The organism is Xanthomonas nasturtii (genome assembly GCF_001660815.1).
Classification (GTDB): Bacteria; Pseudomonadota; Gammaproteobacteria; order Xanthomonadales; family Xanthomonadaceae; genus Xanthomonas; species Xanthomonas nasturtii.
Genome location: NZ_LYMI01000003.1, coordinates 1 through 22,217, shown reverse-complemented (window position 1 = coordinate 22,217; position 22,217 = coordinate 1). Strand labels below are relative to the sequence as shown.

The following is a 22,217-nucleotide window of genomic DNA, read 5'->3' as shown; positions in this document are numbered from 1 at the left end:
TATTCATCACTATTCGGTGGGGCCTTGGGCTGTGGAAAGCCGCGAAGGAGTGCGTTCGTCGTACCAGGGCCGCAGCACCGCGTTAGCCGTTGGAGATCTCCGGCAGCGGCTCGGCGCATTGCCGGCAATAGCGTGCGTCCGCCGCGTGGCCTTCCAGCCCGCAGCGGGCGCAGTTGCGCACATCGCGTTTGCCGGTGTGGCCACCCTCGCGCAGTGAGCTGGCCAGCTCGGCGGTATAGATGCCGGTGGGCACCGCGATGATGCTGTAACCGATCAAAATCAGCGCCGAAGTGACGAAGCGGCCCAGTGTGGTCTGTGGCACCAGGTCGCCGAAACCTACCGTGGCCATGGTGACGATGGCCCAGTACATGCTGGTCGGGATGCTGGTGAAACCGTGTTGCGGGCCTTCGATGATGTACATCGTGGCGCCGGCGATCACGGTGATGGTGAGCACGGTGAACAGGAACACCAAGACCTTGCGCCGGCTGCGCCAGAGCGCGTCCAGCAGCTGCCCGCTTTCTTCGATATAGCGGGTGAGTTTGAGAATGCGGAACAGCCGCAGGATGCGCAGCACGCGTACCACCAGCAGCGTCTGCGCACCGGGCACGAAGAACGACAGGTAGCTGGGCAGGATCGACAGCAGGTCGATCACACCCCACACGCTGAGCGCGTAGTGCAGCGGGCGCCGCACCACCGCCAGCCGCAGCGCGTACTCGATGGTGAAGAGCACGGTGAATGCCCATTCCAGCGGCACCAGCCAGTGCGCTGCATGCGAATGGATGCGCGGCACGCTGTCGATCATGATCACCACCACGCTGGCCAGGATCGCGGCCACCAGCATCAGGTCGAAATTGCGCGAGGGGCGGGTGTCGTGGCGGTAGATGATGTCGTACCACTGCCGGCGCCAGCCGTTGTCGGTGGCGGGAGTGAGTTGAGGATCGGAGAAAGGGCGCATGCGCACATTGTGCCGCAGGCCGGCGAATGCGCGAGAATGCAGGTTCTCCCTTCGTTTCTGCGACCCACCACCATGAGCACCGCTGCCGATTCGCCCCTGTCCCTGGCGCACTACTACCTGCCGGTGTATCGCCCGCGCCAGGTGGTGCTGGAGCGTGGCCAGGGCAGTCGCGTGTGGGACGATCAGGGCCGCGACTATCTGGATCTGTCGTCTGGCATCGCGGTCAGCGGGCTCGGCCATAACGACCCCGATCTGATGGCTGCGCTGACCGAGCAGGCCGGCAAGCTGTGGCACACCAGTAACGTGTTTTTCAGTGCGCCGCCGTTGAAACTGGCCGAAGAGCTGGTGACCGCTTCGCGTTTCGCGCACAAGGTGTTCCTGTGCAATTCCGGCACCGAGGCCAACGAGGCCGCGATCAAGCTGGTGCGCAAGTGGGCCAGCAGCCAGGGCCGGCCGGCAGACAAGCGCGTCATCGTGACCTTCCGCGGCAGTTTTCATGGGCGCACCCTGGCGTCGGTCACTGCGACCGCGCAGCCCAAGTACCAGGAAGGCTATGAGCCGCTGCCGGGCGGCTTTCGCTACGTGGATTTCAACGATGTGGCGGCGCTGGAAGCGGCCATGGCGAGCGGCGATGTGGCGGCGGTGATGGTGGAGCCGATCCAGGGCGAGGGCGGGGTGATGCCGGCCGCGCCGGGCTTCCTGAGCCGCGTACGCGCGCTCTGCGACCAGCACGATGCGTTGCTGGTGCTGGACGAGATTCAATGCGGCATGGGCCGCACCGGCACGCTGTTCGCGCATTGGCAGGAACAGGTGACGCCGGACATCGTGACCCTGGCCAAGGCGCTGGGAGGCGGTTTCCCGATCGGCGCGATGCTGGCCGGGCCCAAGGTGGCCGACACCATGCAGTTCGGCGCGCACGGCACCACCTTCGGCGGTAACCCGCTGGCCGCGGCGGTGGCGCGCGTAGCGCTGCGCAAGCTGGCGTCGCCGGACATTGCGGCCAATGTGGAGCGTCAATCGGCCGCATTGCGCGCAGGGCTGGAGGCATTGCATGCCGAGTTCGGCCTGTTTGCGCAGATCCGCGGACGCGGCTTGATGCTGGGCGCGGTGCTGGTGCCGGCGCATGCCGGTCAGGCGGGGGCGATCCTGGACCTTACCGCCACGCATGGCTTGCTGTTGCTGCAGGCGGGCCCCGATGTGCTGCGCTTTGTGCCGGCGCTCAATCTCACCGATGCGGAGCTGGCCGACGGTTTGGCGCGTTTGCGGTTGGCGATTGCCGAGTATGTCGCGCAGCCGTGATGGATGCCTGCGTCATGCGCAATGCAGGATGATTGGGCTTGGCGTGGGGTGAGCGTGCGCAGTCTGGTGGGCGTGATTGCGCGGGCTGTTGATCGTTTGCTTTTGAGGTTCTGGCGTAATTTGGGGGCTCAGCTCGCTGCTGTGAGTTGGTTGTCTTCCGCCGTACCCTCACCCCAACCCCTCTCCCGAGGGGAGAGGGGCTGAAGGCATCGCTGTGCTGTCTGGTGGCGCGCGCTGCTTCGTCGGAGCTGCATGCAGTACCGCTGTTCGCTGCGGTTTGCGACGCTTCCGATCCCCGATCCCCGATCCCCGATCCCCGAATCCCGAATCCCGATTCCCGATTCCCCAATCCCGACACTTATCCCAAGCCGTGCCGCTTCAATACCCGCCGTACTGCGCGGGCGTCGCGCACGGTGTCGGCGTGCAGGCCGGCGGCGCGTGCGCCGCGCACGTTGACGAACAGGTCGTCGACAAACAGCGTGCGCTCGGCGCGTTGGCCGAGCTGCGCAAGCGCGCGCTGATACACCTGCACGTCTGGTTTGCGGCCGCCGAGTGTGCCGCTGCATAGCACGCGGCCCTGCAAGAGCGGGAACAGCGGCGGCACGATCCGCTCGATCGCGTCCATCATCAGCGGGCCGTTATTGGTGAGCACCGCCACCGCCGTGGTCGCCGACACCGCCAGCACCTGCGCCACGACCGATGGGTCGGCGCGGCAGGCGGCGATGCGGGCCGCGACCCAGGTGGCGCGATCGACCGTGTGCCCGAGCCCCTGGCTCAACTGCGCCAGATACGCCTGCGTGTCGATCGTGCCGGCATCGTAGGCGCGCTCCAGACCTTGGGTGAACAGCACCTCGTGCACCCGCTGCGGTGCGCAGCCCGCTGCTGCCGCAAGCGCGGCCATGCGCCGTGGCCGCGCGTAGTGCGCGAGCACACCATCGAAATCGAGCAACAGCAGCGACGGTGGTGCGGGCGGCATAGGCGTGCTCGTGCAGTGGCTGCGCAGCGTTGTCGATTCGTGGCGGCATCGCAAGCGCGCAAGACCTGCTATGCCCGAAATCGCGTAGGTAGGTCGCCGAGAGACCTATTCAGAGTTTTGAATTCGGTAGGAACCTACCCGCCTGCGCCGACCCTACCCTCCGCACCGCGGTTGCGGCGGAACTGTGCTGGTTATGGTCGATGCATGCCGCATTTGCGGTGTCGGCCGGTCTCGGGGGAGCGCCCGGTCACTCAGCACGCTACACGTCTCCAGGGGTTTGAGTGCATGCGAAAGTGCCTGAATACCGATCACCTGGCGGCCTCGGTCGCCGCCATCCTCAGCACCACCCGCTCGCGCCACATGCTGGCGTCGATGACCTTGTTGCTGGCCGGCGCACACAGCCTGCCCGCCGTGGCGCAGGACGCGCGCACGCTGGATGCGGTCAGCGTGGTGGGCACCGGTTCCACGCGCACCACCGCGTCCATCTCGGTTGCCGAGATCCAGGCGCAGGTGCCCGGGGTGGCGCCGCAGCAGCTGTTGGCCAGCCTGCCCGGCGTGAACGTGCAGACCACCGACCCGTTCGGGCTATACGAGTTCGGCGATTCGATGACCATCCGCGGGTTTTCCGCCAACCAGATCGGCGTGACCCTGGACGGTATTCCGATCGAAACCTTCGACACCCGCGAAGGCGGGCCGATCACCCGTTACGTGTCCAGCGAGAACCTGCTCGACGTCACCGTGTCGGCCGGCTCGGGCGATGTCACCCAGCCCTCGTATCACGCACTCGGCGGCGCGATCCGTTACACCAGCCTGCCACCGAAGGGGGGTGACGGCTGGAGCGGCAATCTCACCCAGACCATCGGCTCGGACGATCTGGTGCGCAGCTTCGTGCGCCTGGATACGCCGGATTGGTGGGAAGGCGGCCCCAGCGCGTACCTCTCCGCCTCGCGCACGCAGGGCGGGGTGTGGGACATGGAACCGGCCACGCAAAAGAGCGACCACTTCGAAGCCAAGATTCGCCAGGCCTGGGACGCGGGCAGCCTGACCCTGGGCTGGATCTACAACAACCGCAAGGACTACGACGTGCAGTCGTACAACTCCGACGGTTCGGTGGCGTGGGATCTGCACGAACGCATCACCGGCAACCCGGAAGTGGATGCCGAGCATTACAGCCAATGGCAGAACGGCCGGCGCGATTCGCTGCTCAGCTTGCATGGCGATTTCCTGTTCAACGATGCGATCGGCTTCACCTTCACCGGCTACTACGAAAACAAGCACGGCTACGGCGTCGGCGGCACGCCGCCGAGCACGGCCACCGGCTTGTACAACGATGCCATCGCCGGCACGCCGGGCCGCACCGACATCGCCATCAACGACCCGCAGATTGTCGATGCCAACGGCAACGTCACCAGTGTCGGTGCGATGACCCGGCGCGAAGAAATCATGGGCGGCGATCGCTACGGCGCGACCACGGCGGTGTCGTGGGAGACCGAGCACAACAAACTCGAAGTCGGCGCGTGGTACGAAAACTACGATTTCGATCAGGTGCGCCCGCTATACAACCTGGACCCGGCCACCGGCGCGCTACTCAAAGGCTCGCTGCCGATCGTCATCTACTACGACAATCATTTCTCCACCGAGGTGAAGCAGCTCTACATCAAGGACACGCTGCGTCTGCTCGATGACAGGCTCACGATGGAGTTCGGCGCCAAGGGCCTGGATGTCAAACGCGACTACAACGGCATCGCCAACCTGGACGATTTCAATATCGGTGTGCGGCGCAATGTGACCATCAACAACAGCGACTGGTTCCAGCCGCAGGTCGGTGCTAGCTTCCAGCTTGCCGAAGGCGTGCAGGTGTTTGCCAATTACGCGGAGAACTTCAGTTCCGCACCGCGGCTGGCGCTGACCTCGGGTGCGTTCAACCCGGAGATCGCGCCGGAAGAATCCACCAACATCGATATCGGCATCCGCGCCGAATCCACGCAGTGGAGCGGCTATATCGCCGCCTACAAGATCGATTACGAAAACCGCATCATCGCGCTCACCGACCCGGACCCGCTGGTGGTGGCGCCCACCGTCTACGCCAACGTCGGCGATGTGCAGACCTACGGCGCAGAAGTCTCCGGCATGTGGAAACCGGCGCCGGGCTGGCGGCTGGGCGCCTCGCTGACCTGGAACACATCCGAATTCCAGGACAACTACTTCGGCCCGGTCAGCGGCAACCTGGTGCAGGTGGAAGGCAACGAAGTACCGGATTCGCCCAAGCTGATGTTCAGCCTCAACGGCGGTTGGGAAGGCGAGCATTTCTTCGCCAACCTCGACACCAAATACACCGGCAAGCGCTACGGCGACACGCTCAATACCGATCAGGTGGACGCCACCTTCATCGTCAACGGCAGCGTGGGGTACCAGGGTGAAGACAGTGGGTTTCTTGCCGGCGGGCGGTTGCAGCTGTCGGTCTACAACCTGTTCGACAAGGACGATGCGATCGGTGCGGTATTTCCCAACGAAAGCTCCGGGTCGTATCAGCTGATCGCACCGCGCCAGCTGTTCGCCAGCCTGGCCTACAAATTCTGAGGTGCAGCCGTCGCCGGCACGCATGCCGGCGACGCGCGTTTGTCCATGACATGCAGGGGAAATGACGTTGATGCAAGGTAATCACACGGGAACGATGACGCGGCGGCAATTGCTGGCGCGCATTGGCATGACCGCTGGCGGCGCGATGATGTATCAGGCGATGAGCAGCCTGGGCATGGCGGCCGAATCCAGTTTCAAGGGGCCATTGCAGCTGGATGGCGACCCCAAGGGCGCCTCGGTCCTGATCCTGGGCGCCGGGCTGGCCGGCATGAGCGCCGCATTCGAACTGCGCAAGGCCGGTTACCGCGTGCAGGTGCTGGAATACAACGACCGCCCCGGCGGGCGGAACTGGACACTGCGTGGCGGCGACCGCTACACCGAGTTGGGTGGCGCCGCGCAGCACTGCCAGTTCGATGACGGGCTATATCTCAATCCCGGCCCATGGCGCATACCGCATCACCACAAGGCGGTGCTGAGTTATTGCAAGCAGTTCGGCGTGGCATTGGAAGCCTTCAACCAGGTCAACTACAACGCGCTGCTGCATAGCGAAAAGGGCTTCGGCGGCAAACCGCAGCGTTTTCGCGCCATCGACGCCGATTACAAGGGCCACGTGTCCGAGTTGCTGGCCAAGTGCACGCAGCAACATGCCTTGGACAAGAGCGTGAGCCGCGAAGACCAGGAAGTGTTGCTGGAATCCTTGCGCACCTGGGGCGCGCTCGATCAAAAGTTCGGTTACGTCAAAGGCAAGGACAGCAGCGAGCGGCGCGGCTTTGCGCGGTATCCCGGTGGTGGCTTGTCGGGCAAGCCGGAGTTCTCCGACCCCTTCAGCGTGCAGGACGTGCTGCACTCGCGCCTGTGGACCACGCTGGCGGCCGGCAACAACTACGAAATGCAGACCACCATGTTCCAGCCGGTGGGCGGCATGGACCAGATCGGCAAGGCATTCGCGCGTCAGCTCGGCGATGCCATCACCTATAACGCCAAGGTCACCAAGATCGATCAGGACGGCAGCGGCGTGCGCGTGTCCTGGCAGGACGCAGCGCGTGGCGGCGAAGAACGCATTGCCAGCGCGGATTGGTGCATCTGCACGATTCCGTTGTCGGTGCTGAGCCGTATTCCGGTCACCGCCGGCGACGCGATGACCACGGCGATCGGCAAGGTGCCGTACGCGGCATCGGTGAAGGTCGGGTTGCAATTCAAGCGCCGCTTCTGGGAAGAGGACAAAGCGATCTATGGCGGCATCAGCTATACCGACCTGCCGATCACCTTGATCAGTTACCCCAGCACCAACTACCACAGCCCCGGCAAAGGGGTGCTGCTCGGCGCCTATGTGTGGGGGCTGGATGCTTACCAATTCACGTCGATGACGCCGGAGCAGCGCGTGCGCAAGGCGGTGGAATACGGCACGCAGCTGCATCCGCAGTATCCACGCGAATTCGAAAACGGCATCGCCGTCGGTTGGCACCGCGTGCCGTTCGCACATGGCTGCTTCGGCATGTGGAGCGAGCAGGCACGCGCCGAGCATTACGAACCGTTGTGCCAGATCGACGGGCGCCTGGCGCTGGCCGGTGAGCATGTGTCGTACATCCCGGCCTGGCAGGAGGGCGCGATTCTGTCTGCGCACGATGTCGTTGGCCGCCTGCATCGCAAGGTCATTTCCGGGGGAGGCCGCGCATGAGCCTGTTGCCACGTCTGTTTGCTGCGGCCGTTGCGCTGGTCATCGGCGCTGCGCTGCTTCCGCCCGGCCTGTGCGACGCGCAGGCGCAAAGTTCCGACGCCACGGCGCTGTATCCGCAGAAGGGGTTCGCCACCGCCTCCGGCGAGCATGTGTACCGCGCGGTCTGCCAGGGCTGCCACATGCCCGCCGGCAGCGGTGCGCAGGGCGCCGGCGAATACCCGGCGCTTGCCGGAAATCCCAAGCTGGCGGCTGCGCCCTACGTCACCATGATGGTGCTCGACGGTCACGCCGGCATGCCGGGATTCAGCGATATGCTCACAGATCGGCAGGTGGCCGAAGTGGTGAGCTATGTGCGCACCCATTTCGGCAACGACCATGCCGAGCGTGTCACTGCCGACGACGTCAAGCTGCTGCGCCACTGATTCTCTCTTCCAAGGAGTTGCCATGTTCCGTCCCGCCGTCAATGCCCTCGTCGCCACCGTCGTGCTGTCTGCAGGCCTCAGCGCTGCAGATGCTGCCGAGGTGATCCGCCACAAGATTCCCAACAGCGATTTCCCCATTGCCGCAGCGGTGGAAATTCCCGCCGGCAAGGCTACGGTGTATGTCAGCGGCAAGGTGCCGGCGGTGATCGACACCAGCGCAGCGAAGGATTCGGCTGCCGCCTACGGCGACACCAAGGCGCAAACGGTGAGCGTGTTGAAGCAGATCCAGGAACAGCTGAAATCGCTCGGCCTGGGCATGGGCGATGTGGTGAAGATGCAGGTGTTTCTGGTCGGCGACCCGGCCATGGGCGGCAAGATGGATTTCAACGGGTTCATGGAAGGGTATCGCCAGTTCTTCGGCACCAAGGAACAGCCCAACCTGCCGGCGCGCTCGGCCTTCCAGATCGCGGCGTTGGGTAACCCGCTGTATCGGGTCGAGATCGAAGTTGTCGCTGTGCGCCCCTGAGCCCGCGTTACCGTCCTGCTGGAGGTTGTCATGAAAACTGCTCTTTCGCGCCGCACGTTTCTCCGCGACTCCGCGCTGTTTGCCGGCGCCGCCGGTGCAGGCAGCTTGCCGCTGTTGGCCAGCGCTGCCGAACGCTCCGCTGCCATCGCGCCGACACCGGCAAGTGCATTGGCGCCGGTCATGATCGGCTCCAACGAATTCCCGGATGGCCCGTCCGCCGCTGCAGTGAAGGCCATTGCGCAGATCGCACCGCAAGGCGGGCGTTACCTGCGCGAGGTGCAGATGGAATTGATGACCACCTTGGCTGCCGAACTCAAGCTGCCGGTGGATCATCTGATGGCCTACGCCGGCTCCACCGAGCCGCTGGACTACACAATGCTGGCATTCACCTCGCCCAGCGCAGCGCTCGTCACCGCCGATCCCACCTACGAATCCGGTTGGCGTGCGGCCGCACGCAATGGCGCAAAACTGATCAAGGTGCCGCTGCGCAAGGACTTTTCGCACGATGTGCAGGCGATGTGCGCGGCCGACGCCAGCCCCGGCGTGATCTACATCTGCAATCCCAATAACCCCACCGGCTCGGTCACTGCGCGCAAGGATCTGGACTACGCATTGGCGCACAAGCCCAAGGGCAGTGTGCTGGTGGTGGACGAGGCCTATATCCACTTCGCGCAGAGCACCAGCAGCGTGGTCGACATGGTCGCCGCCGGCGAGGACGTGGTGGTGTTGCGCACCTTCTCCAAACTCTACGGCATGGCCGGCATCCGCCTGGGCTATGCAGCCGCGCGCCCGGAGCTGCTGGCCAAGCTGATGTTCTATGGCGTCAACAGCCTGCCGGTGACCGCTGCCGCCGCAGGGTTGGCCAGTTTGCGCGACCCTGCATTGGTGCCGCAGCGGCGCGCACGCACCGCCGCCACCCGCAAGGATGTGCTGGAATTTCTCGGCAAGCACGGCTATGCCTGCACTGCATCGGAGAGCAACTGTTTCATGGTCGATGTGCGGCGGCCGGCGGCAGGCTTCAAGGACGACATGGCCACCCATGGCGTGTTCATCGGCCGCAGCTGGCCGGTGTGGCCAACCTGGTCGCGGATTACGGTGGGCACCGACGCGGAGATGGCGCGCTTCAAGCAGGCATTCGTGCAGGTGATCGCCGGCAAGCGTGGCCCGCTGCCGGTGCCGGCGGTTGCCTCTGCAGTGATGGATCCGATGGATGGGTTTTTCCATTACGCGTGATGCAGGCGTGAGTCGGCGGCTCGGTCGCGTAAGGCCGTGTCCTCCGCAGTGACTGCCGATGCGCATTCCACGCAGGTGGCGCGCTTGATGCGTCGATGATTGCGCCGGCGCGCGATATTGGCAGTATCGTTGCGTCTCACCAGGCCACACTGCCGCACCGGCGCCGCGTGCGATATGGTTGCGATCTCTTAGTGCAGGAGTGTTCCCTTGAAGCTGTTTTCCACGATTGCCGTGTGTGCCCTGGTGCTGATGGCGCCTTCGGCCTGGGCGCGCACCTGCGCGGTGACCATCACCGGCAACGATCAGATGAAGTTCGACCAGAGCGCGATCAAGCTGGCACCCGACTGCACGCAGGTGGAGCTCACGCTCAAGCACTCCGGCAAGATGGCCGCCACGGTGATGGGGCATAACTGGGTGCTGACCAAGTCCGCCGACTTCCAGGCGGTGGCCAATGCCGGCGTGCGTTCCACCATTGCCGACAGCTATCTGCCCAAGGCCGACGCGCGCGTGATCGCGCACACCAAGGTCATCGGCGGCGGCGATAGCACCACGGTCAGCTTTCCCACCAGCAAGTTGAGCAAGGGCGGCGATTACACCTTCTTCTGCTCGTTCCCCGGCCACTGGGCGATGATGAAGGGCACGCTGATGTTTGGTTGAGCTGTCACGTGCCGCAGGTGTGCGTGGCCGCGGCAGGAGTGAAGTGTGAGGGGGGGCTGACGCGCGGTCGCGTCGCATGCTCCAGGGCGATCGCGACCGGAGTGGGCGGCAGCGCCAACCAGCGCCGTGGACGCTGCTTCTAGTTTCGGCGTTGGCGCATCAGCGTCAGCGTCTTTCGCCGAACGCTGTGCAGGCTGCTTTTTTAGCTGGCTTTTCCGGTCAAACGGTTAGTCTACTCGTAGCGTGGCAAGGCGATTGCGTTGGCGTCCCGCGCAAAATGGTTGTTGATGAACGACCTGAGCGCCGGCCGGCTGGCCAGGCGGATGACCTTGCGCAGCACTGCCAGCCCGAAGCGGGTATGCGGCCACAGCAGGCGCGGGACCAGCTTGGGAATGTTCTGCCCCTGTTTGACGAAGGGGCGCATGATGCGTTCGTAGCGCGCGAAGGCAGTTGCCGGCGTGTCCGACCTGGCAAGCTCTCCGGCAAGGACGTAGGCACCCACGATCGCAAGCGTGGTGCCGATGCCGGACAGTGCGGTCGGGCACCATGCCGCATCGCCGGTCAGGACCACCCGACCGTTGGACCAGCGGTCCATGCGTACCTGGCGCAGCACATCGAAGTAGAAGTCGTCGACGTCCGTCATCGCATCCATGATGCGCGGAAACTCCCAACCCAGCGCAGAGAACTGCGCACGAATGAAGGCGCGCTGCTGCGCCACGCTCCAGCTGTTCTCGTGACCGGGTCGCTTCTGGATGCCGAGATAGACTCCCAACTTGCCGCCGCGCGCAGGTTTTACCACCGCTCCCCGGCCTCCCAGCGTGTTGTATTGCCGCGCATAGACGCCGTCGCTGGCGATCTGCGGAATGCTGAAATAGGCAATCGTCAGGTCCATCCAGCGCGGCCGATTCTCTGCGGGAAAAACCAGCTCCCTGGTGTGCGAGCCGACGCCCTCGGCGATCACCACAAGCGCATAGGTTTCCTGGTGGCCGCCGGCAAAGGTGACCTGGACGCCGCCGTCGCGCTGCTCAACGCGTGCGATGCTGTCACCGAAGCGGAAGCGGACTCCTTGCGCTGCTGCGGCCTCGTAGATGATCCGGGCGATATCGCCGCGGCGGATTTCCATCTCCGCAGTCGGGCCGCCGTCGGTGTCGGAGTGCGCCGCTTCGAAGCGGCCGACCACGTGATTGTCTTCGGTGACCCAATCGGTGCCGCGCTCCCGGGTGCTGCGTTCGAGCAGCAACGCCTCCAGGCCCATCCGGCGCAGCACGTCTCGCGCGGTGCCGCGCACGTCCACGTTTTGTCCGCCGTCACGGAACGCGGGTGCGCGCTCCACGACTTCAACATCGCGGCCATACCTGGCAAGCCACCAGGCCGTGGTGGTGCCGGCAACGCTGGCGCCAGTGACAAGGATGCGAGCAGCCATGCTGTGATCTCCCGATAAAGATACATCATACATGATGTATCTTTATCGGCGGAAGCCAGCGCCGGTGCTGGCGGTCAGCCTGGCGCCGTCTCCGGACTGCCGGGCCGATCCGCTGTGCGCAACAACCCGCGCTGCAAGGCCTGCGCCAGCGCGCTTTCTCGGCTGCGTGCGTCGAGTTTGCGGTAGAGGTTCTTCAGATGGAATTTGACCGTGTTTTCCGACAGGTGCAGGCAGCGTGCGATCTGCTTGTTGGAATAGCCGCGCGCCAGTTGCGCCAGCACTTCCAGTTCGCGTTCGCTGAAGATGTCGCCGGCCGGATCGTCGCCGCCGCTGAGGCGTTCGAGCAAGGCCTGGATGGTCAGCGCACGTGTGGTGCCGCCGACGGTGTGCGGGTCGTGCTGGCGTAGCGAACGCAGCATCGCCTTGGCCGGCAAGCCCAGTTCCACGATCGCCTGCCAGCTTTGCGTCAGCGCGACATGCTCCAGCGCGCTGTACAGATGCGGCAGGGCAGCGACCAGTTCGCCGCGTTGCTGCAGTACCAGCGCGATGCGCGCGCGGGTGCGTGCCAGGTGGCAGGCATTGTCGTTGGCCAGGCAGGCCTGTTCGATCTGTCCAAGGATGGTCAGCGCTGCGCTGCTGCGCCCGGCCAGGCGATGCCAGCGCGCAAGTGCGAAGCCCATCGCCGCGCGGTCGTGCCAGCGGTGTGGCGAGCGCAACGTGTGCGCCAGGCCGGATTCGCCGCCGGTACGTGCGATGAGCACATCGATCGCGGCGTTGCCCGGATGCTCCAGCAACAGCATCAGCCGCCATGCCGCAGCCAGTTCCGACAAGCGCGCCAGCTTGCGCCCGTGCGCGATCTGCTCGACATGCTCCAGCAACAACAATGCACTGCGCCCGCTGTGGTCGCGGAGGCGCTCCAGCCCCAGCGCGGTGCCGTATCCGGCGGCCAGTACATCCATGCCGCCGTCGTGTTGCTCCAGCAATTCCAGCGCCGGATGCAGTAGATCGGCAGCGTCGTCGTGGTGCCCGCGTTCGTGGTGCAATTGCGCGAGCAGGCATTGACCGGCGGCTTCCAGCACGCGATCCGGTTGCGGGGTGCGTGCGCACCAGCTCAATGCCTGCTGGTAGCAGGCTTCTGCATCGCTGAGCCGGCCGCGATAGAACAGGCTCTGGCCCAGCGACAGCACTGCCTGGCTGGCCCCCAGCTCGCTGCCGCCGCGCTGCATCGCGTCGCGCGCGTTGAGTGCGTAACGCTCGGCCACCGCGAATGCGCCCTGCGCAATCGCGGTAATCCCGCAGATGCACAGCAACATGCCGCGGCCGAGATGGTCGTCTTCATCCAGCGCGTTGGCCTGGGCGGTGATCTGGGTCAGGCCATGCGGATTGCCGCAGATTTCATCCAGACGGTCGCGCAGCAACGCTACCACCACGGTGTAGTCACGCTGCAGCGGCTCGCGCAATGCGGCCGGAAAATCGCGGAAGCGCTCCAGCAACAGCCGCGCATGACTGAACTCGCCGAGCTTTACGTGCAGATGCGCCTGGGTGAGATTCAACGCAGGTGTGTCGCGGATGGTGCGGTGGTCGAAATGGCGCAACAGCGCACGCACTGCATGGGTGCCGTGGGTCAGCAATAATTGCCAGGTGCCGGCGCGCGCGATGTAGCTGGCGGCAAGATCGCCACAGCCCCCGCGTGAGGCATGCCGTACCGCTTCGGCCAGATGCTGATGGTCGCCGAACCAACGCGCCGCGCGTTGATGCAGCTGCCCGCTCTGGCCGGGATGTTCGCGCTCGAGCAGCTGCTGCAAGAAGTCGGCAAACAGCGGGTGATAGCGGAACCACTCGCGTTCGCCATCCAGGGGGATCAGCAGGCCATGAAAATGTTCCAGCTGCGCCAGCAGCCGGCCGCTGTCGTCGCGCTGGCGCACCGAATCGGCGAGCGATGCGCTGATGCGTTCCAGTGGGCTGGTGCGTAGCAGCAGGTCGCGGGTGTCCGCGTCCAGATCGTTGACCACCTGTTCGGCCAGATACGCCGCAACCTGTGCGCTGCGTCCGGAGAAACGCGCCGCAACCTCTTGCTGACGTTGCGCGTCGCCTTCCAGCCAGAGCCGCGCCAGATGCAGCGCCACCGGCCAGCCTTCGGTATAGCGGCGCAGTTCGTCCACCACCGGCGCCGGCACGTGCGGGCCAAGTAACGCTTGCGCTTCCGCCTCGTCGAGCGCCAGTTGCGCGCTACCGACGCGGCTGAGCTGGGCTTGCAGATCCAGCCGTGCCAGCGGCAGGTTGGGCACACGCCGGGTGGCAAGCACTAAATGCAGGCGTCCACCGCTGTGTTCGATCAGGCGCAGCACCACTTCGTCGACAAGGCTGCTGCCGAGCCGGTCGTAGTCGTCGAGAATCATGCTGATGCGGCGCGGCGCGGCGCGCAGTGCGCGAAGCAACATGGTCGCCGCTTCGCGCGGGTCCTGGTCGCGGTGGTGCAGCACCGCAGCGCACAGCGCGTGGTCGGCGCCAGCGCTCTGCAGCGCCAGCGCAAGATGGCTCAGGAACCGCGCCGCATCCGCGTCTTCTTCGTCCAAAGACAGCCACGCCGCCGCGCCATGCTCGCGCGCACTCAGTTGCGCATGCCACTGCGCCAGCAGCGTGGTCTTGCCGAAGCCGGGTGGGGCAAGCAACAGCGTCAGCGGGCGTGCCTGGGCCTGATCCAGCGCAGTCAGCAGCGCGCCACGCACTACCGCACCGGGGCGCGGCAACGGCGGCTCCAGCTTGCCGGCAAGCAGCCAATCGGGAGTGACGGGGTCGCGCGACGGTGACGGGCGCGGGGTGAGCAGCGCAACAGGCTTGAGCATGAGGCGAGGGCGGCCCTGGCAAGCGTCGGCAGCGCGCCGGCTCGACACGCTGCAGATCGTGGTGAAACAGCGGCAATGCAGGTGCATCGCCGGAATCGGCGACGACGGTGCAGCGCTGCTTCAAGGGTCCCCACCCATGCCCGTCCCTGAGCACCTTTCAGAAACATATGACAGCCACACGACAAAAGCAAAGCATGTGGCGCCGAGTTGACGGCGGCATCCCCACGGATGCGCCGCCCCGTGCGCATGGTCGAGAAACATTAGAGCGCGCCTGGCGGTGATTGGGGCCAGGCAGACACAGCGGCACATCACCTTTGCGACGCCGACAGGTGTTCCTGCAACACGCACAGGTCCGCGGCGGCTTTCGCCATGAACAGGCCGCAGCGCACGCACAACCAAGCCCTTGACACTCAGGGCAACGCGACTAGGCGCAAGCACCTAGCGCAACAGCAAGTCCGCCACGATCACACCGCGCCGTGCCGCGCCCCGTGAGCCGCGAACGCTCCCGCAATCGCCAATCCCCGATTCCCGATTCCTCAGCGCGCCACTTCCGCAAACGCTTCGCGCGCAGCTGCCAGCGTAGCTTCGATCACCGCCTCATCGTGCGCGCTGGACATGAAGCCGGCCTCGTATGCCGAGGGCGCCAGGTACACGCCCCGCTGCAGCATGGCGTGGAAGAAGCGGTTGAAGCGGGTCACGTCGCAGGCGGTGGCCTGCGCATAGCTCTCTACGATCTCGTCGGTGAAGAACAGCCCGAACATGCCGCCCACCTGGTTGGTGGTGACGGCGATACCGGCCGCGCGTGCGGCATCTTCCAGGCCTTCGCACAGCACGCTGGTGGCTTCGCTCAGGCGCGCATGGAAGCCGGGTTCCTGCACCAGTTCCAGCATCGCCAGGCCGGCGGCCATGGCGACCGGGTTGCCCGACAAGGTACCCGCCTGGTAGATCGGCCCGGCCGGAGCGATCTGCTCCATCAGCTCGCGACGGCCGCCGTATGCGCCCACCGGCATGCCGCCGCCGATGATCTTGCCGAAGGTGCTCAGGTCCGGCGTCACCCCGTACAGCGCCTGCGCCCCACCCAGCGCGACGCGGAAGCCGGTCATCACTTCGTCGAAGATCAGCAACGCGCCGTGCCGCGTGCACAGCGTGCGCAGATGCTGCAGATAGCCTGCCAGCGGCGGAATGCAGTTGGCGTTGCCCACCACCGGCTCGATGATCACCGCTGCCACGTCGGCGCCGATCTCGTCGAACAAGGCGGTGGCGCCTTCGAAGTCGTTGAAGCTCAGCGTGGCGGTGAGCTCGCTCAAGCCCGCCGGCACGCCCGGCGAGGTCGGTACGCCCAGGGTCAGCATGCCGCTGCCGGCCTTGACCAGGAACGAGTCGCCGTGGCCGTGATAACAGCCTTCGAACTTGATGATGCGATTGCGCCCGGTGGCGCCGCGCGCCAGGCGCACCGCCGACAGCGTGGCCTCGGTGCCGGAGTTGACCATGCGTACCATCTCGCAGGAAGGCACCAGCCGGTTGATGGTCTGCGCCATGGTCACTTCGGCCGCGCAGGGCGCACCGAACGACAGCCCGTCGCGGATCGCGCGCTCCACCGCTTCCCGCACGGCCGGGTGGTTATGCCCGGCAATCATCGGGCCCCATGAGCCCACGTAGTCGATGTAGCGGTTGTCGTCGACATCGAACAGGTACGGGCCATCGGCACGCGCCACGAAGAACGGCTCCCCCCCGACCGACTTGAACGCCCGCACCGGCGAGTTGACGCCGCCGGGGAGCAAGGTCTGCGCCTGGGCGAACAGTGCGTGGGAGCGGGTGTGGTTCATGCGCGCAGATCCTTGAGAAATACCGATTGGGGGACATCGACGCCCGGCGGCGGGCATCGCGTCCGCCATTGTCAGGCCTGCGGCCTCGCGCGCCTACCCGCAGAACACCCGCCTACCCGTCGGAGTGGGCGGGTAGGGCAACCCGGCTGCCTATGATCGAACGCGACGGCATCGACAGTTTGGGCATCAGCTGATGGCGCGCAGTCATTGGCGCTCCGCTGTCGATCTTCAGAAAGTGTGATTCCGGTGGCCGTCGGCCCCCTTCATTTAGCCGCCTTGCCGGCAGTTTCCATCTTGGGGAGAAAGCATGAACCGTCGTATCCAGAAGCGTGCCCTGGCGTTGGCGCTGGTTGTGGCCATCGGCAGTGCACACGCCCAATCGACCACCGGCAGCATCGTCGGCAGCGTAGGGCAGGGAAGTGGCACGAGCGTGCTGGTGGAAAACAACAGTGGCCTGAGTCGTGAAGTGCCGGTGGACGCACGGGGCCGCTACACCGCCGGCAATCTTCCGCTGGGCACGTACAAGGTCACGGTCAAGCGCGATGGCGCGGTGGTGGAAACCCGGGAGAACGTCAGCATCACCGTCGGCGCCAACACCGATGTGTCGTTCGCTGCCAACGCTGCGGGGAGCAGCGTGCAGACGCTCGACAGCGTCACGGTCAGCGCCGCGGGCCTGACCACCATCGACGTCAGCAGCGTCGACACGCGCACCGTGATCACCGCAGAACAGTTGCAGCAACTGCCGCTGGGCCGCACCGCCGAAGCGATCGCGCTGCTGGCACCGGGGGTGGTGGTCAACAGCGGCGGCTTCGACAACGGCCCGCTCGGCGGCTCGCTGCCCAGCTTCGGCGGTTCTGCCGCCAGCGAAAACGCCTATTACCTCAATGGCTTCAACACCACCACCATCAGCAACAACCTGGGCGGCCTGACCCTGCCGTACGGCGCCATCGACCAGCAGGAAATCTTTACCGGCGGCTACGGCGCGCAGTACGGCCGCGCCAACGGCGGTGTAATCAACCAGATCGGCAAGCGCGGCACCAACGAGTGGAAGTTCGGCGCCGCCGTCATCTGGGAGCCCAATGGCCTGCGCGCCAACCAGCGCGATATCTACTGGCGCCCGGACAGCCAGGGCAGCACGGTCAACAATGCCGCCTACCGGTATGCGCGCGCGGCCAACGGCCTGTACCAGCCGGCCAGCGAGGCCGAAGCCAACCAGACCACCTACAGCGCCTACGTCGGCGGGCCGATCATCCAGGACAAGCTGTTCTTCTTCCTTGCCGCCGAGCAGGTGGATTCGGACGGCGTGCGCGTGGGCACCAACCGCGACACCGACAACGGCCGCACCGGCGGCCTCACCGACTACGACTACAAGCAGAAGCGCTGGTACGCCAAGGTGGACTGGAACATCACCGACAACCACCTGATCGAGGTGACCGGTGCCAGCGATGAGGCGGAGACCAACGGTTCGATCTATCGCTACGACTATGTCAATCGCACGCGCGGCAGCTATTTCACCGACGAATCCACCTGGAAGACCGGCCCCACGCTGTTCACCGGCAAGTACACCGGCTACCTGGGCGACAACCTCACTGTGACCGCGCTGTACGGCAAGATGCGCACGCCCGACGAGCTGACCCCGTTCAATTACAACGCGGCCAGCGGCCCGGTGATCAATAGCGCCGCACTGCAAAATCCGGCCTATACCGGCGGCACGCCACGCATCGGTAGCCAGCTGGTCACCTCGGTCAGCTCGCCGGACCGTGCGTACAAGAAAGACAATCAACGCCTGAATCTGGAATGGCGCCTCGGCCACCACACGCTCAATTTCGGTATCGACAACCAGAAGTCAGAAGGGATCGACGTTGGCTCGGTGCTGTCCGGCCCCGGCTTCGCCTGGACCTACGGCCAGACCAACGACCCCAATGGGTTGGCCACCGGCGGGTTGGTCAGCCAGTCTGCCAACGAAGCCGGCGGCATCGGCGCGCCAAGCCCGGGCCTGGTCGATCCGGTCAACGGGTCGAGCGGCTATTACGTGGTGCGCAATATCAACACCAGCCTGTATTCGTACGAAGCCAAGCAACGCGCCTACTACATCGAAGACAAGTGGCAGGTGACCGACAACCTGTTGCTGAGCATCGGCCTGCGCAAGGACGAGTTCACCAACTACACCCCGTTCGGCGACCCCTACATTGAAGTGGACAATGCCTGGGCGCCGCGCTTGGGCTTCAGCTGGGACGTCAACGGCGATTCCAGCCTGAAGGTGTTCGGCAACGTCGGCCGCTACTACCTCGGCCTGCCGCTGTCGGCGGTGAGTCTGTTTACGCCGGCCACCACGACAGACACCTATTTCACCTACAGCGGCATCAACGCCGATGGCACACCGGTCCTGGCGCGGCAGCTGGGCTCGGCGGTGTCGGCCAATTCGCGCTTTGGCCGCATCGCCGATGTGCGCACCGCAGTGGCCAAGGATATCGAGGGCGAAAATCAGGACGAAGTCATTCTCGGCTTCACCAAACAGCTGGACACCGGTTGGGTGTTGGGCGTGCGCGGCACGCATCGCCGTCTCAATGCGGGCATCGACGACCAGAACTATGATGTCTCCAATACCGCGTTGATCGATGCGGCGGCGGCGCAGGGCGTCACCATCGACTTCTCAAGAGTGGCTGGTGCCTCGTTGATCAATCCGGGCCAGACCAACACCTGGGGTGTGATCGGCACCGATGGGCAGTTCCACGAAGTGTCGGTCAGCCGCGAAGCGGCGGGTTTCCCGAAGTTCAAGCGCAATTACTCGGCGGTGGAATTCAACCTGGAGCGTCCGTTCGACGGCAAGTGGTACGCCAAGGTCAATTACGTCTGGTCGCACAGCTACGGCACCACCGAAGGTCAGGTGCGTTCGGACCTGTGGCGCACCGGCGGTGCACTGGGCAGCTATCAGGGGCAGGCATCGGTCTCGACCACGCAGAGCTGGGACCACGCGGCATTGATGGAGCACTTCAACGGCGATCAATCCAACGATCACCGCCATCAGCTCAAGCTGTTCGGCTTCTATCAGTTCAACCCGCAATGGGGCGCTTCGGCCAATTTCAGCCTGATTTCCGGTGCGCCGCATAATTGCCTGGGCAATTACTACGGCACCGAGTACAGCGGTCGCGATCCGGCCGGCTACGGCGGCAGCGCCATCACCGGCGGGCCCTACCACTACTGCTACAACCCGGAAACCGGCACCGGTGTGGCATCGCCTCCGGGCTCGCAGGGCCGCCTGGGCTGGATCGCCCAGCTGGATATGGGCGTGACTTACAAGCCGGCGTTTGCCGACGGCAAGCTGGCGTTGCGCTTCGACGTATTCAACATCACCAACGAGCAGACCGCGACCAACATCTATCCGTTCTCGCAGCTGCCCGATAACACCACCAACCCGCTATGGGATCAGGTCGTGGCCTATCAGGCACCACGCTCGGGCCGGGTAACGTTGAGCTACGACTTCTGATCGGATCACGCGGCAAAGGCAGTCCCGGCAGCGACGCGTGAAAGCACGCGTCGCTGTTTTTTGGATGCACGTGTAGAGCGGTTGATCGGTGGCTCTGCTGCACGCCTCGCCACTTGCTATCGCGTGCAGGTGAACTGCGTACTTGAATGCACTTGGTTTTTGAGGCCAAGCAATGCGACGTACAAATAGCGTTAGTTGGAATCGGATTATGCAGCTTGGATGATTGAGCTTAGGAGCTTAGGAGCTTTACGGTCTGCTCCTTGGCTGCAGGGCCCTTGCCCGCCCACCATCGCAGGACACGCCGTGAATCCGTCCCTGGAGGCTCTGGCGCGGCATCCATGCCGCTCAAGGTCCCGCGACGGTGGGCGAGCAAGGACCAGGAAAGTTGGTCGTTGCGCATGGCTTTCGATCAAACAGCCAGCAAAATTTCTGGTGCGGTGATTCTGTTCTTCAATAAAGCCACCAGCCAACGGTCTGGTGCGGTGTCCTCACCGATTGCGGGACCGTTGGCGGCATGGATGCCGCCACCGAGCCCCCATGGACGGGTTAACGGCGTGTCTCGCGAGCGGTGAGGGCACCGCGCCCTCGACCAGACTTGAAGATAGCCAAGTGATCGCGATACGCACAGTGCAGGCGCCTCGACCTGATGGCTTAGTACGGAAAGGTCAGGCGCAGAGCGGATGGCGTGCGACTTTGCTGCAAGGTCCTTGCCCACTCACCATCGCAGGACACGCTGCAAGTACGTCCATGTAAGCTCTGGCGCGGCATCCATGCCGCTCAAGGTCCCGCGACGGTAAGCGGCCAAGGACCAGTCAAGTTGGTCGTTGCGCAGAGCATTCAACAACGTAGCCAACAAATTGTCCGGTGCGGTGATCGCATTCTTCAATGAAGCCGCCAACCAACTGTCGGGCGAGGCCCCGCGCACTCGACGCACCCGGCTTTCAACCCAATCACTGCCGCGAAAGAAATCTTGCTGTCTTGAAACGGATGACACAGCCAGATCAATCATCTCAACGCTTGCAGAACTACCTTGCAAACCCTGCGCGATACGCCTGCACTGCTGCGACCGGATCTGGCGCCGCATAGACGCCGCTGACCACCGCAATCAGGTCGGCACCGGCAGTCACCAACGCAGGCACCTGCGCAGGCGCGATGCCACCGATCGCCACGCGCGGCAGGTTCAGTTCTTCAGCCTGCTGCAGCAGCGCAGGCGTTGCGCGCCGGGTGGTCTGCTTGGTGGTGGTGGGGAAAAACGCACCAAAGGCGACATAGCTGGCGCCCGCTGCGGCTGCGTCGCGCGCGCGCGCGATCTCGTCGTAGCACGACACCCCGATGATGGCCTGCTCGCCCAGCAGCGCGCGCGCTGCCGCCACCTCACCATCGTCTTCGCCCAGATGCACGCCCTGCGCACCGACCTGCGCGGCCAGCTGCGCATCGTCGTTGATGATCAATGGCACGCCATGCGCTGCGCAGGCCTCGCGCAGGGCGCTGGCTTGGCGCAGTCGCAGCGCCGCGCCGGCCTGCTTGTTGCGGTATTGCAGCCAGGCGATCGACGCCAGCAGCGGTGCCGTGCGCAGCAGCAGGCGCTGCGTGTCGGGCTCGTCCGGGGTGATCAGGTAGACGCCGCGGACGTCAAGGCGGTTGGGCATGGCAGCGCTTCCGAAAGCGGTGGATGGAATGGGACAATGCAGCCCCACCGTTGCATGACCGCGATTATCCGATGAGCGAGACATCCACGACCACCTACCGCACCTGGATGTGCGTCGTCTGCGGGTTTCTCTACCATGAGGCCGACGGCATCCCCGAAGAAGGCATCGCCCCGGGCACCCGCTGGCAAGACGTCCCGGACACCTGGACCTGTCCCGATTGCGGCGTGACCAAGGACGACTTCGAGATGGTGGAAGTCGACTGAGCGCCGTGAAGGCCACGCTGTCCGGCACCCACGTGCTGCGAGGGCGCCGCTGGTGTAGCAAGGCAGGCCGGCGGCGCATCTGATTGAGATCCGCAAACGATGGACCTGTCTCGCCAAGCCCAGGCGGCATCCGCGCGACCGAGGAGTTGGGTATTTAGGGCCTGTTAACACATCCGAAGTCCATCAACGACAAGGATGAAGCTTAAGAATCCGAGGAACATGACATCCAGCTTTTCGAAGCGCGAGAAAATCCGGCGGTAGCTCTTCAAGCGACGAAACAGCCTCTCCACTTCGTTGCGCCGCTTGTACATCTCTCGGTCGTACTCCCAGGGCTCGACCCGATTGGCTTTTGGCGGGACCACCGGGACGTAGCCAAGATCAAGCGCTAGTTGGCGCG

The 22,217-nt window shown here is 64.9% G+C and carries 16 protein-coding genes and 1 pseudogene; 9 read left to right on the top strand and 8 right to left on the bottom strand.

Annotated features, from left to right (window positions below; genetic code table 11):
• Positions 1-82: 82 nt before the first annotated feature.
• A complete protein-coding gene (locus A7D16_RS01500; RefSeq protein WP_064629178.1) occupies positions 83-955 on the bottom strand; it encodes an ion transporter in 873 nt (290 codons plus the stop codon).
• A gap of 72 nt (positions 956-1,027) precedes the next feature.
• Here A7D16_RS01500 and A7D16_RS01495 point away from each other — a divergent pair, with 72 nt between their 5' ends.
• Positions 1,028-2,254 (top strand): acetylornithine transaminase, encoded by a 1,227-nt coding sequence (locus A7D16_RS01495; protein ID WP_064629176.1) that lies wholly within the window; start codon positions 1,028-1,030, stop codon positions 2,252-2,254.
• Between the two features lie 358 nt (positions 2,255-2,612).
• Here A7D16_RS01495 and A7D16_RS01490 read toward each other — a convergent pair whose 3' ends face one another.
• Positions 2,613-3,230 carry an HAD-IA family hydrolase gene (locus A7D16_RS01490; RefSeq protein ID WP_064629174.1) on the bottom strand — a complete coding sequence of 206 codons (618 nt, stop codon included), beginning with the start codon at positions 3,228-3,230 and terminating at the stop codon, positions 2,613-2,615.
• A gap of 297 nt (positions 3,231-3,527) precedes the next feature.
• Here A7D16_RS01490 and A7D16_RS01485 point away from each other — a divergent pair, with 297 nt between their 5' ends.
• The 6 genes from A7D16_RS01485 (at position 3,528) to azu (ending at position 10,326) form a co-directional block, all read left to right on the top strand.
• The gene (locus A7D16_RS01485; RefSeq protein WP_193395425.1) at positions 3,528-5,810 is read left to right on the top strand and encodes a TonB-dependent receptor; all 2,283 of its coding nucleotides are present in this window, start codon (positions 3,528-3,530) and stop codon (positions 5,808-5,810) included.
• 70 nt (positions 5,811-5,880) lie between these two features.
• Positions 5,881-7,488, top strand: coding sequence for a flavin monoamine oxidase family protein (locus tag A7D16_RS01480; protein WP_064629306.1), 1,608 nt, complete (start codon positions 5,881-5,883; stop codon positions 7,486-7,488).
• Positions 7,485-7,910: a c-type cytochrome gene (locus A7D16_RS01475; RefSeq protein WP_064629171.1), complete on the top strand. Its 426-nt coding sequence runs from the start codon at positions 7,485-7,487 to the stop codon at positions 7,908-7,910. The genes A7D16_RS01480 and A7D16_RS01475 overlap by 4 nt, the downstream gene beginning before the upstream one ends.
• A 22-nt stretch (positions 7,911-7,932) precedes the next feature.
• The gene (locus A7D16_RS01470; protein WP_064629170.1) at positions 7,933-8,436 is read left to right on the top strand and encodes a RidA family protein; all 504 of its coding nucleotides are present in this window, start codon (positions 7,933-7,935) and stop codon (positions 8,434-8,436) included.
• 30 nt (positions 8,437-8,466) lie between these two features.
• Positions 8,467-9,669 (top strand): pyridoxal phosphate-dependent aminotransferase, encoded by a 1,203-nt coding sequence (locus A7D16_RS01465; protein WP_064629169.1) that lies wholly within the window; start codon positions 8,467-8,469, stop codon positions 9,667-9,669.
• A gap of 207 nt (positions 9,670-9,876) precedes the next feature.
• Positions 9,877-10,326 (top strand): azurin, encoded by a 450-nt coding sequence (gene azu, locus A7D16_RS01460; protein WP_064629168.1) that lies wholly within the window; start codon positions 9,877-9,879, stop codon positions 10,324-10,326.
• Between the two features lie 232 nt (positions 10,327-10,558).
• Here the strand turns inward: azu and A7D16_RS01455 are convergent, their stop codons facing one another.
• From A7D16_RS01455 to hemL, 3 genes are all read right to left on the bottom strand, one after another.
• Positions 10,559-11,749: an FAD-dependent monooxygenase gene (locus A7D16_RS01455; RefSeq protein ID WP_064629166.1), complete on the bottom strand. Its 1,191-nt coding sequence runs from the start codon at positions 11,747-11,749 to the stop codon at positions 10,559-10,561.
• Between the two features lie 74 nt (positions 11,750-11,823).
• The gene (locus A7D16_RS01450; protein WP_064629163.1) at positions 11,824-14,595 is read right to left on the bottom strand and encodes a LuxR C-terminal-related transcriptional regulator; all 2,772 of its coding nucleotides are present in this window, start codon (positions 14,593-14,595) and stop codon (positions 11,824-11,826) included.
• 536 nt (positions 14,596-15,131) lie between these two features.
• Positions 15,132-16,421 carry a glutamate-1-semialdehyde 2,1-aminomutase gene (gene hemL / locus A7D16_RS01445; RefSeq protein WP_064629161.1) on the bottom strand — a complete coding sequence of 430 codons (1,290 nt, stop codon included), beginning with the start codon at positions 16,419-16,421 and terminating at the stop codon, positions 15,132-15,134.
• 307 nt (positions 16,422-16,728) lie between these two features.
• On the opposite strand from hemL, the gene A7D16_RS23430 reads away from it, so the two are divergent.
• Positions 16,729-19,908: an outer membrane beta-barrel protein gene (locus A7D16_RS23430; protein ID WP_064629159.1), complete on the top strand. Its 3,180-nt coding sequence runs from the start codon at positions 16,729-16,731 to the stop codon at positions 19,906-19,908.
• A gap of 715 nt (positions 19,909-20,623) precedes the next feature.
• Here the strand turns inward: A7D16_RS23430 and A7D16_RS23585 are convergent.
• Both A7D16_RS23585 and thiE read right to left on the bottom strand, forming a co-directional pair.
• Positions 20,624-20,917 (bottom strand): hypothetical protein, encoded by a 294-nt coding sequence (locus tag A7D16_RS23585; protein WP_153043103.1) that lies wholly within the window; start codon positions 20,915-20,917, stop codon positions 20,624-20,626.
• 16 nt (positions 20,918-20,933) lie between these two features.
• Positions 20,934-21,557: a thiamine phosphate synthase gene (thiE, locus tag A7D16_RS01435; RefSeq protein WP_064629157.1), complete on the bottom strand. Its 624-nt coding sequence runs from the start codon at positions 21,555-21,557 to the stop codon at positions 20,934-20,936.
• 23 nt (positions 21,558-21,580) lie between these two features.
• Here thiE and A7D16_RS01430 point away from each other — a divergent pair, with 23 nt between their 5' ends.
• Complete coding sequence (locus A7D16_RS01430) at positions 21,581-21,820, top strand: rubredoxin (RefSeq protein ID WP_064629154.1); 240 nt, start codon at positions 21,581-21,583, stop codon at positions 21,818-21,820.
• A 164-nt stretch (positions 21,821-21,984) separates the two neighbouring features.
• On the opposite strand, the pseudogene A7D16_RS01425 reads toward A7D16_RS01430, so the two are convergent.
• Positions 21,985-22,217, bottom strand: a pseudogene (locus A7D16_RS01425) (IS5/IS1182 family transposase); the annotation flags it as partial.

Bases quoted from the DNA above. Each gene is read 5' to 3' on its own strand.
- A7D16_RS01500 (WP_064629178.1), bottom strand. From the start codon at position 955: ATGCGCCCTTTCTCCGATCCTCAACTCACTCCCGCCACCGACAACGGC.
- A7D16_RS01495 (WP_064629176.1), top strand. From the start codon at position 1,028: ATGAGCACCGCTGCCGATTCGCCCCTGTCCCTGGCGCACTACTACCTG.
- A7D16_RS01490 (WP_064629174.1), bottom strand. From the start codon at position 3,230: ATGCCGCCCGCACCACCGTCGCTGCTGTTGCTCGATTTCGATGGTGTG.
- A7D16_RS01480 (WP_064629306.1), top strand. From the start codon at position 5,881: ATGCAAGGTAATCACACGGGAACGATGACGCGGCGGCAATTGCTGGCG.
- A7D16_RS01475 (WP_064629171.1), top strand. From the start codon at position 7,485: ATGAGCCTGTTGCCACGTCTGTTTGCTGCGGCCGTTGCGCTGGTCATC.
- A7D16_RS01470 (WP_064629170.1), top strand. From the start codon at position 7,933: ATGTTCCGTCCCGCCGTCAATGCCCTCGTCGCCACCGTCGTGCTGTCT.
- A7D16_RS01465 (WP_064629169.1), top strand. From the start codon at position 8,467: ATGAAAACTGCTCTTTCGCGCCGCACGTTTCTCCGCGACTCCGCGCTG.
- A7D16_RS01455 (WP_064629166.1), bottom strand. From the start codon at position 11,749: ATGGCTGCTCGCATCCTTGTCACTGGCGCCAGCGTTGCCGGCACCACC.
- A7D16_RS01450 (WP_064629163.1), bottom strand. From the start codon at position 14,595: ATGCTCAAGCCTGTTGCGCTGCTCACCCCGCGCCCGTCACCGTCGCGC.
- hemL (WP_064629161.1), bottom strand. From the start codon at position 16,421: ATGAACCACACCCGCTCCCACGCACTGTTCGCCCAGGCGCAGACCTTG.
- A7D16_RS23430 (WP_064629159.1), top strand. From the start codon at position 16,729: ATGAACCGTCGTATCCAGAAGCGTGCCCTGGCGTTGGCGCTGGTTGTG.
- A7D16_RS23585 (WP_153043103.1), bottom strand. From the start codon at position 20,917: ATGATTGATCTGGCTGTGTCATCCGTTTCAAGACAGCAAGATTTCTTT.
- thiE (WP_064629157.1), bottom strand. From the start codon at position 21,557: ATGCCCAACCGCCTTGACGTCCGCGGCGTCTACCTGATCACCCCGGAC.
- A7D16_RS01430 (WP_064629154.1), top strand. From the start codon at position 21,581: ATGGAATGGGACAATGCAGCCCCACCGTTGCATGACCGCGATTATCCG.